13 protein-coding genes are annotated in these 12,293 nt (G+C 69.5%); 2 read left to right on the top strand and 11 right to left on the bottom strand.

Annotation, left to right across the window (positions count from 1 at the left end; all coding sequences use genetic code 11):
• Positions 1–476 precede the first annotated feature (476 nt).
• Positions 477–1,049, top strand: a complete 573-nt coding sequence (locus IF67_RS0138025) for a GNAT family N-acetyltransferase (RefSeq protein ID WP_063754438.1) — start codon at positions 477–479, stop codon at positions 1,047–1,049.
• 357 nt (positions 1,050–1,406) lie between these two features.
• Here the strand turns inward: IF67_RS0138025 and IF67_RS0138020 are convergent, their stop codons facing one another.
• The 8 genes from IF67_RS0138020 to IF67_RS0137980 form a co-directional block, all read right to left on the bottom strand.
• Complete coding sequence (locus tag IF67_RS0138020) at positions 1,407–2,615, bottom strand: alginate lyase family protein (RefSeq protein WP_030993555.1); 1,209 nt, start codon at positions 2,613–2,615, stop codon at positions 1,407–1,409.
• Positions 2,616–3,030: 415 nt separating this feature from the next.
• A complete protein-coding gene (gene kdpC / locus IF67_RS0138015) occupies positions 3,031–3,699 on the bottom strand; it encodes a potassium-transporting ATPase subunit KdpC (protein ID WP_030993554.1) in 669 nt (222 codons plus the stop codon).
• Between the two features lie 5 nt (positions 3,700–3,704).
• On the bottom strand, positions 3,705–5,804 hold the full coding sequence (gene kdpB / locus IF67_RS0138010) for a potassium-transporting ATPase subunit KdpB (RefSeq protein ID WP_037840404.1): 2,100 nt from the start codon (positions 5,802–5,804) through the stop codon (positions 3,705–3,707).
• 32 nt (positions 5,805–5,836) lie between these two features.
• Positions 5,837–7,552: a potassium-transporting ATPase subunit KdpA gene (kdpA, locus tag IF67_RS0138005; RefSeq protein ID WP_030993550.1), complete on the bottom strand. Its 1,716-nt coding sequence runs from the start codon at positions 7,550–7,552 to the stop codon at positions 5,837–5,839.
• A gap of 31 nt (positions 7,553–7,583) precedes the next feature.
• Complete coding sequence (kdpF, locus tag IF67_RS40950) at positions 7,584–7,673, bottom strand: K(+)-transporting ATPase subunit F (RefSeq protein WP_037802756.1); 90 nt, start codon at positions 7,671–7,673, stop codon at positions 7,584–7,586.
• A gap of 327 nt (positions 7,674–8,000) precedes the next feature.
• Positions 8,001–8,765, bottom strand: coding sequence for a DUF3710 domain-containing protein (locus IF67_RS0137990; protein WP_030089251.1), 765 nt, complete (start codon positions 8,763–8,765; stop codon positions 8,001–8,003).
• Between the two features lies 1 nt (position 8,766).
• Positions 8,767–9,288 carry a dUTP diphosphatase gene (gene dut / locus IF67_RS0137985; RefSeq protein WP_037840401.1) on the bottom strand — a complete coding sequence of 174 codons (522 nt, stop codon included), beginning with the start codon at positions 9,286–9,288 and terminating at the stop codon, positions 8,767–8,769.
• Positions 9,285–9,878 (bottom strand): PaaI family thioesterase, encoded by a 594-nt coding sequence (locus IF67_RS0137980; protein WP_030993548.1) that lies wholly within the window; start codon positions 9,876–9,878, stop codon positions 9,285–9,287. The genes dut and IF67_RS0137980 overlap by 4 nt, the downstream gene beginning before the upstream one ends.
• Positions 9,879–9,936: 58 nt before the next feature.
• Here IF67_RS0137980 and IF67_RS0137975 point away from each other — a divergent pair, with 58 nt between their 5' ends.
• The gene (locus IF67_RS0137975) at positions 9,937–10,380 is read left to right on the top strand and encodes a DUF3093 domain-containing protein (RefSeq protein ID WP_030993547.1); all 444 of its coding nucleotides are present in this window, start codon (positions 9,937–9,939) and stop codon (positions 10,378–10,380) included.
• 22 nt (positions 10,381–10,402) lie between these two features.
• Here IF67_RS0137975 and IF67_RS0137970 read toward each other — a convergent pair whose 3' ends face one another.
• From IF67_RS0137970 to IF67_RS42645, 3 genes are all read right to left on the bottom strand, one after another.
• Positions 10,403–11,212, bottom strand: coding sequence for a hypothetical protein (locus IF67_RS0137970; protein ID WP_037840403.1), 810 nt, complete (start codon positions 11,210–11,212; stop codon positions 10,403–10,405).
• Between the two features lie 101 nt (positions 11,213–11,313).
• On the bottom strand, positions 11,314–11,616 hold the full coding sequence (locus IF67_RS0137965) for a DUF4193 domain-containing protein (protein ID WP_003982531.1): 303 nt from the start codon (positions 11,614–11,616) through the stop codon (positions 11,314–11,316).
• A gap of 526 nt (positions 11,617–12,142) precedes the next feature.
• Positions 12,143–12,293: ATP-binding protein (locus IF67_RS42645; RefSeq protein ID WP_234341640.1), on the bottom strand; the 151-nt coding region annotated here is incomplete at its 5' end.

Here is a 12,293-nt window from a genome sequence, read left to right as displayed (position 1 = left end):
TCACGGGGGTGGGTGGGCCTTCGGGTGGGGGCCTGGGGTGGGGGCCGCGTGTGGGCCGCGGGGGGCTGGGCAGGGGGACGGCCGGCTGGGGCACGGGGCCGGGTCGGGCCGGCGGGCGAGGGGTCGGGGTCGGGGTCGGGCCAGTCCGGTCCAGTCCGGTCCGGGAGACGCGTTTCGGCCCGGGCACCGCCTCGTACGGATACCGGTGGGCGGGCGCCGCGCGAAGAGGTACGCGACGCCCGCCCTGGCAGCCGGCCGGCCGGACCGGGCGGCGCACACCACGCACCGCAGTGCAGCGACGGCCCGGCGGCACGGTTTCGCCCGGTCATCTCCATGACACCGGCCGGGATCACGGCACACCAGCCCAACCCCTCTTCCCTGACGCATCACTGACAGGGCAGACGGCAGGGAGGGGAGGGGGGAGGCGGATCATGGCCGGAAAAATGCCATCGCCGGGCCACAGGCCGACTGCGACGATGACCCACATGACCGAGGCACACCCGACGACGCCCCGCGTGACCGACGTACGTCTCGCCCACACCTCCGACTTGGACGCCGCCACCCTCAAGGCGGCCCGCACCCTCCTCTACGACGTCTTCGACGACATGACCGCGGAGGACTGGGAGCACGCACTCGGCGGCCTGCACACCTTGGTTTACGAAGACGGTGACCTGATCGGGCATGCGTCCCTGGTACAGCGGCGCCTGCTGCACGGCGGACGCGCACTGCGCTGCGGATACGTGGAAGGCGTCGGCGTCCGCGCGGACCGGCGCGGAAGCGGCCATGGCGCGGCCATGATGAACGCCCTGGAGCGGGTGGTACGCGGCGGCTATGACCTCGGTGCACTCGGCGCCGCCGACGAGGCCGCGTCCTTCTACGCAGCCCGCGGCTGGCAGCTGTGGCGCGGCCGGTCCTGGGCACTCACCCCGGACGGCATCCAGCGCACCGCAGACGAGGACGGCTGCATCTACGTCCTCCCGACCGCGGCCGCCCCCCTCAATCTCGACACCGACCTCACCTGCGACTGGCGCGACGGCGACGCCTGGTGAGGCCCGGGACGGGCGGGGCAGGGCGGGGCGGGCGTGGCGACGGTCAGTGCTGGGGGCCCCTCCCCCACCCCCCCCCCTCCCCCCCGCCGTTGCTGCCCGCCAGCCGCCACCCACACCACGGGAAGCGGCCGACCACACCACTGCCCCAGCATTCCAACTCCCCCCACACACCTGCACCTTGACCTAACCGACTGTCCGACCGACCCCACCGCCCGCCCCGCGTTGCCCGCCGACTGCATCAGTATGCGTACCGCGCACTTCGACGGACAACGCTTGTGGATAACTCTCGAACCGACTACGGACCGGCTGCGGGCCCGACTGCGGGCCGCTCCGGATCAGGCCCGGATCAGGCCCGTATCAGCTCGGGTTTTCCGCGTGGGTCAGGGTCTCCCAGCCGACGAAGAGGTTGTTGGATCGGGCCGGTCGCTGCCGCTCCGTCAGCTTCTGCGTGTTGGTCATCTCGTAGTGCATCCGGTTGTGCAGCGCGTTGTATCCGACCTCGGTCACGGGGCCCAGGCCGCGCTTGACGCTGCCGCCGCACAGCCATGACGGCGGGGCGGTGCCCAGTTCGTAGGTGGCCTGGAAGCCGAGTGCGTGACGCAGGCGGTCGGCGACCTCCGGGTAGAGGTCCTGGCCCTGGATGCGGCTGGTTTCGGCGATGTGCGAGATGGCCGACAGGCCGTAGCCGGTGTGGGTGAAGTCGCGGCAGGTTTCCTGGGTGAGTCCGTCGACGAAGGTCGACTGGCCCTGCCAGTACTTGATGATCTTGTCGCGGGTGTTCAGGCCGCTGCCGGGGGCGGCCTTGGGCAGGTCGCCGTCGGACTTCAGATAGATGTACGCGGGCACCCGGGCACGGAACTTGGCGATGGCCTTGTCGTAGGAGGCCTTGTCCTCGAGGAAGACGGAGATGCCGACGGCCGCCTCCATCATGCTCAGTTCCCAGTTGCCGTTGCTCTGCGAACCGTTGATCACCTTCGGCAGGTAGACGTTGCGCAGCATGCCGGCGAAGCGGTCGACGCGGTCCTTGGGCCAGCCGTTGTACGTGTAGCGGATGATCTCGGCGGCACGTGGCCAGGAGGTACCGGCCCAGCCGGTCTGAAGTGGGGCGTTGCTGTTGGTGTGGTCCTTGATGGTGGCGGACCAGGCGTCCATGATCTGGATCGCCTTGTCCGCGTACTTGCTGTCACGAGTGATGTACCAGGCCAGCGACAGGGTGTAGGCGGCGAGAGCATCCTCGCGCTCGTCGGTGCAGCCGTAGTTGGGGCCGGAGTACGAGCCGCACTCGACGATGGCGCGGGGCTTGGGGGTGCGGGACAGCGAGGCGTACTTGCTCACCGTCATGGCGCCGAAGGCACTTTTCCAGGGCTGCGCACCGGAGTTGACCTTGGCTCGGGCGAGGTCGAGCTGGGCGGTGCCGACGAGGACGCCGGGGTGGGTGAAGGTGGCCGGCGCCGCGGCGGACGGCCTCGTGCTCGTCGGTGTCGCAGCGGACGGGGCGACTACGAGCGGGCCTGCCGTCAGGGTTCCGAGCAGCGCGCCGACGACGAGGGTGAGCTTTCTGCGCATCGGGGGTGGGTGCCTTCCTGTCGAGATGCTCGATGGACGGGAGCTGTTCTCGTACATGAACGACAGGCGCTGACATGAACACCTGCGATGGCTGGCGAACGTAAGGGCAAGCCGTCGCGACGTCAAGACTCGGCGTCAAGAGCAACGTCAAGAAATGACCGCATAGTGGAAGGCAATCAACTGCCCTGTACCGATGGATAGTTCATTTCTCGACCCCGGACGAGAGGTGAAAGAACCGACGAACGAGACAGGCGGAACGACCGTGGGGCGGCCCGGGGAACTCTCCCCGGGCCGCCCCCACACACGAGGCCCCCAACGCCACACACAGCCACCCGGGCCCGGCGCCGTCCCCACAACGGCGCCCGCCCCCGCCCCCGGGCTCGACCTCGCCCGCACTCGACCGGCCGGCGCGCGCTCAGCCCTTCCCCGCGCTCCGCACCAGCTCCTTCAGCGCGATGTTCAACTCCAGGACGTTCACCCGTGGTTCCCCCATGAAGCCGAGGGTGCGCCCGTCGGTGTGGTGCTCGACCAGCTTCTCCACCGTGGCGACGGGAAGGTGGTTCTCCTTGGCGACGGTGGCGGTCTGCACCTGGGCGTACTCCGGGGAGATGTCCGGGTCGAGGCCGGAGCCGGACGAGGTGACGGCGTCCGCCGGGACCTTCGACCCGGGAACCCCGTACGTCTCGGAGACCCACTGCTTGCGCTCCTGCACCGCCTTGACGAGGTCGGTGTTGGTGGCGCCCAGGTTGGAGGCGCCGGAGACCTGGAGGTCGTACTGGGTGTTCACCCCGTTGGTCCTGTTGCTGCCCAGTCCCGCCGAGGGGCGCGGCTGGAAGAACTTCAGGTCCGGGACCGGGTTGCCGTTCTTGTCCTTGCCCTTGTCGTAGCGCGGACCGAGCAGCGATGAGCCGACCACCCTGCCCTGGTAGCTCACCTCGGACCCGTTGGCCTTGGCGGGGAACGCCGCCTGCGCGACCCCGGTGACCACCAGTGGGTAGATGCCCCCGCAGACCACGGTCAGTACGAGCAGGGCACGCAGGCCTGCCCCGATCAACCGGGCGGTGTTGCGTACGGAGTTGTTCACGGCGGTCACCCGATTCCGGGGATGAGAGTGAGGAGCAGGTCGATGAGCTTGATGCCGATGAACGGTGCGATCAGACCGCCCAGCCCGTAGACGGCGAGGTTGCGGCGCAGCATCCTGTCGGCGCTGACCGGCCGGTACTGCACGCCCTTGAGGGCGAGCGGCACCAGCGCCACGATGATCAGCGCGTTGAAGATGATCGCCGAGAGGATCGCGGAGTTGGGGCTGGACAGCCGCATGATGTTGAGGGTGTCCAGGCCTGGGTAGGCCACCGCGAACATCGCCGGGATGATCGCGAAGTACTTCGCGACATCGTTGGCGATCGAGAAAGTCGTCAGTGCGCCCCGGGTGATCAGCAGTTGCTTGCCGATCTCGACGATCTCGATGAGCTTGGTCGGGTTGGAGTCCAGGTCCACCATGTTCCCGGCCTCCTTGGCGGCCGAGGTACCGGTGTTCATGGCCACACCGACGTCCGCCTGTGCCAGCGCGGGCGCGTCATTGGTGCCGTCGCCGGTCATCGCGACCAGCTTGCCGCCCGCCTGCTCCCGCTTGATAAGCGCCATCTTGTCCTCGGGGGTGGCCTCCGCGAGGAAGTCGTCCACGCCTGCCTCATCGGCGATGGCCTTGGCCGTCAGCGGGTTGTCACCCGTGATCATGACGGTCTTGATGCCCATCTTGCGCAGCTCGACGAAGCGTTCGCGCATGCCGTCCTTGACGACGTCCTTGAGGTGGATGACTCCCAGGACGCGGGGCCCGCTCTCGTCCTCCAGGGCGACCAGCAGCGGCGTGCCGCCGGCCTGCGAGATCGCGTCGGTGAGCTGCTGGGCGTCCTCGGCGACGCTGCCGCCGCGCTCCTTGACCCAGGCGATGACCGAACCTGACGCGCCCTTACGGACCTTGCGCCCGTCGACGTCCACACCCGACATCCGGGTCTGGGCGGTGAAGGGCACCCACTCGGCGTCGGTCAGCTCCCCCTGGTGCCGTTCGCGCAGCCCGTACTTCTCCTTGGCGAGGACGACGATGGAGCGGCCCTCCGGCGTCTCATCGGCCAGTGAGGACAGCTGGGCGGCGTCCGCCACCTCGGCCTCGGTGGTGCCGCGTACGGGGACGAACTCGGCGGCCTGTCGGTTGCCGAGGGTGATGGTGCCGGTCTTGTCGAGCAGCAATGTCGATACATCGCCTGCGGCTTCGACGGCGCGGCCGGACATGGCCAGGACGTTGCGCTGCACCAGCCGGTCCATCCCGGCGATGCCGATGGCCGAGAGCAGCGCGCCGATGGTCGTCGGGATCAGACAGACCAGCAGTGCGAGCAGCACGATCATGGGCTGTTCGGCGCCCGCGTAGACCGCGAACGGCTGGAGGGTGACGACCGCCAGCAGGAAGACGATGGTGAGCGAGGCGAGCAGGATGTTCAGCGCGATCTCGTTGGGGGTCTTCTGCCGTGCCGCTCCTTCGACGAGGTTGATCATCCGGTCGATGAAGGTCTCGCCGGGCTTCGTCGTGATCTTGATGACGATGCGGTCGGAGAGCACCTTCGTACCGCCGGTCACCGCGGAGCGGTCACCGCCCGACTCACGGATGACCGGAGCCGACTCCCCCGTGATGGCGGACTCGTCGACGGATGCCACCCCGTCCACCACATCGCCGTCACCGGGAATGATGTCGCCGGCCTCGCACACGACGAGGTCACCGATGCGCAGCTCGGTACCGGGCACCTGCTCCTCGCGGCTCCCGCTCAGACGGCGCGCCACGGTGTCGGTCTTGGCCTTGCGCAGGGTGTCGGCCTGCGCCTTGCCGCGGCCCTCGGCGACCGCCTCGGCGAGGTTGGCGAAGAGGACGGTCAGCCACAGCCAGGCGGCGATCGCCCAGCCGAACCAGTCGGCGGGTGCCGTGCACGCGAAGATCGTGGTCAGCACGGAGCCGACCTCGACCACGAACATCACGGGCGACTTGACCATGACCCGCGGATCGAGTTTGCGTACCGCGTCCGGCAGGGACGTGACCAGCTGCTTGGGGTCGAAGAGCCCGCCGCCCACACGGCCGTCGCCGGGCTTGTGCCCACTCGGGACGTCCTGGTGCGGAGCGCGGGTCGGAGTGGCGGTGGACATGGAGCCGGGCTCCTCCGGTTTCACAGGGACGGTCATGACAGCCCCTCCGCCAGCGGCCCGAGGGCCAGCGCCGGGAAGTAGGTCAGACCGGTGATGATCAGGATCGTGCCGACGAGCAGCCCGGCGAACAGCGGCTTTTCGGTACGGAGGGTGCCCGCGGTCTCCGGCACCGGCTTCTGCTCGGCGAGCGAGCCGGCCAGGGCGAGCACGAACACCATCGGCAGGAAGCGGCCAAGCAGCATCGCCAGACCGATCGTGGTGTTGTACCAGGGCGTGTTGGCGTTGAGGCCGCCGAACGCGGAGCCGTTGTTGTTGGCGCCGGAGGTGAACGCGTAGAGCACCTCGGAGAAGCCGTGCGAACCGGCGCCCATGGCCTTGGTGTTGAGCATCGAGCCCAGCGCGTCCGGCAGCACCATCGAGGCGGCGGTGAAGCCGAGCACCAGCGTCGGGGTGATGAGGAGGTAGCAGGCGGCGAGCTTGATCTCGCGGGTGCCGATCTTCTTGCCGAGGTATTCGGGGGTGCGGCCCACCATCAGTCCGGCGATGAACACCGCGATGATCGCCATGACCAGCATGCCGTAGAGGCCGGAGCCGACACCGCCGGGCGCGATCTCGCCGAGCATCATGCCGAGCAGCTGGATACCGCCGCCGAAGGCCGTGAAGGAGGAGTGGAGGGAGTCCACCGCGCCGGTGGAGGTGAGGGTGGTGGCCACCGAGAAGATCGAGGAGCCGCCGATGCCGAAGCGGGTCTCCTTGCCTTCCATGGCGGCGCCCGCGGCCTCCAGGGCCGGGCCGCCGTGGGCGAACTCGGTCCACATCATCAGCGCGGTGAAGCCGAGCCAGATGATGCCCATCGCGGCGAGGACGGCGTACCCCTGCTTCACGTTGCCGACGAGCTTGCCGAAGGTCCGGGTGAGCGCGAACGGGATGACGAGGATCAGGAAGACCTCGAAGAGGTTGGTGAAGGCGTCGGGGTTCTCGAAGGGGTGGGCGGAGTTGCCGTTGAAGTAGCCGCCCCCGTTGGTGCCCAGCTCCTTGATGACCTCCTGGGAGGCCACCGCGCCCCCGTTGGTCTGCTGGGAGCCGCCCATGAACTGGCCGACCTCATGGATGCCGGAGAAATTCTGGATGGCACCACAGGCGACCAGGACGACGGCGCCGATGACGGCGAGGGGGACGAGCACCCGTACGGTGCCGCGCACCAGGTCGGCCCAGAAGTTGCCGAGCTCGCCGGTGCGTCCGGGGGCGCCCCCTGCCCGGGCGGAGCCGAGACCTCGGTGGAGGGCGAAGCCGCGGACAAGGGCGATGGCGACGGCCATGCCGGTGGCGGCCGAGACGAAGTTCTGCACCGCGAGCCCGGCGGTCTGCACGACGTGGCCCATGGCCTGTTCGCCGCTGTAGGACTGCCAGTTGGTGTTGGCGACGAAGGATGCCGCGGTGTTGAACGCCTGGTCCGGGCTGATGGATGCGAAGCCGAGGGACAGCGGCATACCGCCCTGGACACGCTGTAGCAGGTAGAGGAGGAGCACACCCGCCGCGGAGAACGCCAGGACCGCGCGCAGATAGGCCGGCCAGCGCATCTGTGCGTCCGCATGCGCGCCGATGCAGCGGTAGATGACCTTCTCGATGCGCAGATGCTTGGGTGAGCTGTAGACGGCGGCCATGTAGTCGCCGAGGGGACGGTACGCCAGAGCCAGCGCCGCGACGAGCGCTGTCAGCTGGAGCACGCCTGCGAGAACGGGGCTCATGTGGCCCGCCGCGGCAGCAGCAGTCGACACCTCAGAACCTCTCCGGGAAGACGAGGGCGAGGACCAGGTAGCCGAGCAGGGCGACGGCCACGACCAGGCCGACGACGTTTTCCGCGGTCACAGCTTCGCCACCCCCTTGGCGACGAGAGCCACCAGCGCGAAGACCGCGATCGTGACGACGACGAAGGCCACGTCGGCCATCGTGTGCTCCTAGTTGAATCGGGGAGGAACGGACCCCTAGAGCAAAGCGCTGTTCCCGCCGCATGTGAGCGCCGTTGACGCCTCTCTTACGGCCGTTAGCGCCCCGTTGACGACTTCCCTACGCATCGCGACCTGACCTGCACAGACGGAAGGGCCCGCACCCCCCATCGGGGAGTACGGGCCCTAACGACCGTCACGATCCAGCCGTCACCGGGGCGCCCTCGCGCCGCCCGGCCGCCGGAGATGCTCAGCGGATCTCGGTGATCTCCGGTCCACGCTCCAGGCGCTCCACACCGCCGCCGAAGCGCGACTGCTCGACCGGCTCCTGCTGCACACCGTCCGGCACCATCTGGGCGTCGTCCGGCAGCTTCAGGACGATCGGGTCGCGGGGCGCCATCGGGGCGTCGCCGCGAATGATGACGGTGTCCCGGAAGATGTGTTCCAGCACGCCCGCGGCCTGCGGCTGCACCGCGCCCTGCCCGGAGATCACACCGCGCAGGAACCACCGGGGGCCGTCGACACCGACGAAGCGCACGACCTGCACACCGTTGGTGCCGTCCGGCAGCTGTACCGGTACCTGGGCACGCAGCTCCCAGCCCAGCGGGCCCTCGACCTCGTCGATGACGCCGCCCTGCTGGGTGATGCCGGCGGCGATCTCCTCGCGGACCTCGCCCCAGATGCCCTCGTTCTTGGGGGCGGCGAAGGCCTGTAGCTGTACGGCGCTGTCCTGAAGCACCACGGTCGCGGCGACGATGGCGTCACCGGCGACCTCCACCCGGAGCTCCATGCCCTCGACACCGGGCACGAACAGCCCGCCGAGGTCCACCCGGCCCTCGCCGGGCTCGGAGACCTCCGACGCGTCCCAGGGACCGTCGGGGCGCGGCGCGGGCGGAAGATTGAGCCGCTGCTGCGGCGCCTCGTCCTCGTCGGCGTCGCTCACCGCGTGCTCGTCGAGCGTGGTGTCCTCGACCGACTCTTCAGGAGCCTCGTTCTTCTTGCGACGTCCGAACACGTCACTGTCCTTCCCGGTCGGCACCGACCGATGCGTATTCATTCCCGCCCGTGGAGCCGCCCACCGCCGCATGACCGCCGGTGGAACCGAATCCCCCCTCGGCCCGCGCCGAGCCGGGAAGTTCCGCCACCTCGTGGAAGCGCACCTTCTCGACCTGCTGGACGACCAGTTGGGCGATCCGGTCGAACCTCTCGAACCGCACGCTTTCGCGCGGGTCCAGATTGACCACGATCACCTTGATCTCTCCACGGTACCCGGCATCCACCGTCCCGGGGGCATTCACCAGCGCCAGGCCGCAGCGCGCGGCCAGTCCGGACCGCGGGTGCACAAATGCCGCATACCCGTCAGGCAGGGCGATCGACACCCCGGTGGGCAGCACGGCGCGCTCCCCCGGCGCCAGCTCGGCGGCCTCGGTGGTCACCAGGTCCACCCCCGCGTCGCCGGGATGCCCGTACGACGGAACGGGCACGTCCGCATCCAGCCGCCGCAGCAGCACATCCACCGGATTCCGTACCTGACTCACGGGTTCACCTCGAAGGCACGCGCTCGCTTGGCCTGGTCCGGGTCGGCCATCGCCGCCTGGATCTCCTCGGCCCTTCCGTTGTCGATGAAGTGGTCGACCTTCACCTCGATGAACACGGCCTCGGCGCGCACCGCGACGGGACCGTCCGGGCCGCCTATGCGCCCCACGGCCGTCGAGTAGATCTTCCGCCCGTGCACCGCGGTGACCCGCGCGTCCAGGTGCAGCACCGTGCCCAGCGGCACCGGCCGTACGAAGTCGGTCTCCAGCCGGCCGGTCACCGCGATCACCCGCAGCAGCCAGTTCAGCGAGCCGAGCGTCTCGTCCAGCGCGGTGGCCAGTACTCCGCCGTGCGCGAGACCGGGCGCACCCTGGTGGGCCTCCTTGACGGTGAACTCGGCGGACACGCTCACGCCGTCCCCGGCCCGCGCCTCCAGATGCAGGCCGTGCGGCTGACCCGTGCCGCAGCCGAAGCACCGGTCGTAGTGCGCGCCGAGGAGTTCTCCGGGTGCCGGCGCGTCGGCATGCCGGACCGGAGCGACGGCGTCCGCCGGTGGCGTCAACCGTGCCCTGGGTTCGTCAGTTCCACTCACGAGTGCAGACCCTACCCGCGCGCGTAAGGGGCCCGTGCCGCCGTGCCAAGCTGGAGCCATGCAGTCGTACGAAGAACGCCTCACCGCGCCCCGGTCCTGGTGGGTGATCGCCGCGCTGATCGGCGTCGCCTGCGCCTTGATGCTGCTCCCCCTGGGGACGCTTCCGATGCTCGGCGGCCTGATCGGCGGGGCGGCGCTGTCCGCGGTGGCGGTGAGCACGTACGGCTCGGTGCGGATCCGGGTGGTGGGCGGTGCGCTGATCGCCGGCGACGCGAAGATCCCGGCGACGGCACTGGGCGAGGCGCGGGCGCTGGACGCGGACGAGGCGCTGGCGTGGCGTACGCACAAGGCCGACGCCCGCGCGTTCATGCTGCTGCGCGGCTATATCCGCACCGCGGTGCGGGTGGAGATCACCGATCCGCAGGACCCGACGCCGTACGCCTATCTCTCGACGCGGGCGCCGGAGCGTCTGGTCGCGGCGCTGGCAGCCGTACGCGCCTGAGCTGCGCTTTCGGAGGCGGGGGTCAGTCGCCCTCGGGCAAGGCTTCTCCGGCCGGCCCGCCGTCCCTCGGAGCGGCCGGCGCGGAGTCGGGCAGGGTCTCCCAGGGGACCTGCTTCGTGCGCAGATCCTTACGGATCTTTTCCGCAACTTTTCTGGTGTCCCTGCGGTTCATGAACGCGCCGACGGTGGCGCCGATCATGAACGGGGTGAGGTTGGGGAGGTTGCGCAGCGTGCGCTTCATGATCTGCTGGCGCAGTTCCCGCCTCATCTGCACGCCGAGCGCGATGTTCAGCGAGGCCGGTTTGGTGAGGTCGACGCCCCGCTCCTCCGTCCAGGACGTCAGATAGGCCATCCCCCGCTGCCGGAAATTCCCGGCGGGCCGCAGGCCGTAGACCTCGTGCAGCTCGGCGATCAGTTTGATCTCGATCGAGGCGACGCCGGCGACCTCGGCGGCCAGCTCGGCCGGCATGGCGGGCGGTACGGGCAGCATCGCTGCCGCGCCGACGCCCGCTCCGACGGTGGCGGTGGCCCGGCAGGCGCCCGCGACGAGCTTGTCGGCCAGGTCCTCGGGGGTCAGTCCGGGGAACTGGGCGCGCAGGGTGGCGAGGTCACGGACCGGGATCCGCGGGGCGGTGTCGATGATCCGGTCGGCGGTCACGGCAAGTACAGCCCGCACCCTGCCGCCGGTTCTTCCGGCACCGCGGCCGACCGTGGCCGCGAGCGAGGCCGTGCGGTCCCTCCCCCGCTCTCGGCTTCGCTCGAGCGGGAGGTGCCCCCACGGCAACGCACCGGTCGTCCGCTCCGCGGGAAGGGCGGTCGGGTCGGCGGGCACGGGCGCGGTTTCCTCGCGTGATCGTGCGCCGGCCGCCGAGCCTTTGACGCCCTTGGAGCCCTTGCGGAACGGGTTCACGCCTGCCACGGCGTAGACCGGTCTCAGGCCGCGCAGTCGCGGCAGATCGGCTGCCCGTTCTTGTCCTCCGCGGCAAGCTGGCTGCGGTGGTGGACCAGGAAGCAGCTCATGCACGTGAACTCGTCCTGCTGCTTGGGCAGCACGCGCACGGCCAGTTCTTCGTTGGACAGGTCCGCTCCGGGCAGCTCCAAGCCCTCGGCCTGCTCGAACTCGTCGACGTCGACGGCCGAGGCGGACTTGTCGTTGCGCCGCGACTTCAGCTCTTCAATGCTGTCCTCGTTGAGGTCGTCGTCGGTCTTGCGTGGGGTGTCGTAATCCGTAGCCATTTTCGCTCTCCCCCTCTGGGTGTCTGCGGTGTCTCAGCGCTCGTAACGCGTGAGAGGCCGGACTTGTGCCCGACCTGAGGCGGAGATTTTGCCTCACATCAAGGTCTGTTACTCAATCGACACCCAACCGCACCCCTGGAGAGGTGATCGGTTTGGATGGCGATCAGGACCGTACACGGTCCGAATGTCGCACCTCGCGCAGCCCACCACCTGTACTTCCCGTGATCTCACCCCCCGGAAACCCGGACTTCCCCGGCATTCCGACGTGGTTTTCGATCACGGAGCGTAGATGGCCGGAAAATCGCGCCTGTGAGGCATCACACACGCACAGACCGGCAGGCGGACCGGTTCAATTCAGCGCAAAGCGAACTCGGCGAAGGATCCACGCCGACCCCCCTTCTCGTCAAACCGGCAGGCGAGGCGGCGTACGGCCGCGAGACGGGCGATCGTACGCACAGATGTCCGACGACTGCCCGCGGGGGCGCACAGTCGCTCCAGCGGGCGTACAGCCGCCCTGTGGCCTGCGTCAGAGCGGCAGGACGACCCGCATGACGAGTCCGCCGCCTTCGCGGGGCTGAGCGGTGATGGTGCCGTCGTGTGCCCGGACGACGGAGCGGACGATGGACAGGCCGAGGCCGACGCCCTTGTCGCTGCCGGTGCGCTCGGTGCGCAGCCGC

Source organism: Streptomyces sp. NRRL S-1813, assembly GCF_000719605.1.
Lineage (GTDB): Bacteria > Actinomycetota > Actinomycetes > Streptomycetales > Streptomycetaceae > Streptomyces > Streptomyces decoyicus.
Note: the sequence above shows the minus strand (reverse complement) of the source record. Positions and strands in the feature narration are given on the sequence as shown.

Excerpts from the sequence above, each read along its gene's own strand:
- IF67_RS0137975 (WP_030993547.1), top strand. The coding sequence starts at position 9,937 with ATGCAGTCGTACGAAGAACGCCTCACCGCGCCCCGGTCCTGGTGGGTG.
- IF67_RS0137965 (WP_003982531.1), bottom strand. The coding sequence starts at position 11,616 with ATGGCTACGGATTACGACACCCCACGCAAGACCGACGACGACCTCAAC.
- IF67_RS0138025 (WP_063754438.1), top strand. The coding sequence starts at position 477 with ATGACCCACATGACCGAGGCACACCCGACGACGCCCCGCGTGACCGAC.
- kdpA (WP_030993550.1), bottom strand. The coding sequence starts at position 7,552 with ATGAGCCCCGTTCTCGCAGGCGTGCTCCAGCTGACAGCGCTCGTCGCG.
- IF67_RS0138020 (WP_030993555.1), bottom strand. The coding sequence starts at position 2,615 with ATGCGCAGAAAGCTCACCCTCGTCGTCGGCGCGCTGCTCGGAACCCTG.
- kdpB (WP_037840404.1), bottom strand. The coding sequence starts at position 5,804 with ATGTCCACCGCCACTCCGACCCGCGCTCCGCACCAGGACGTCCCGAGT.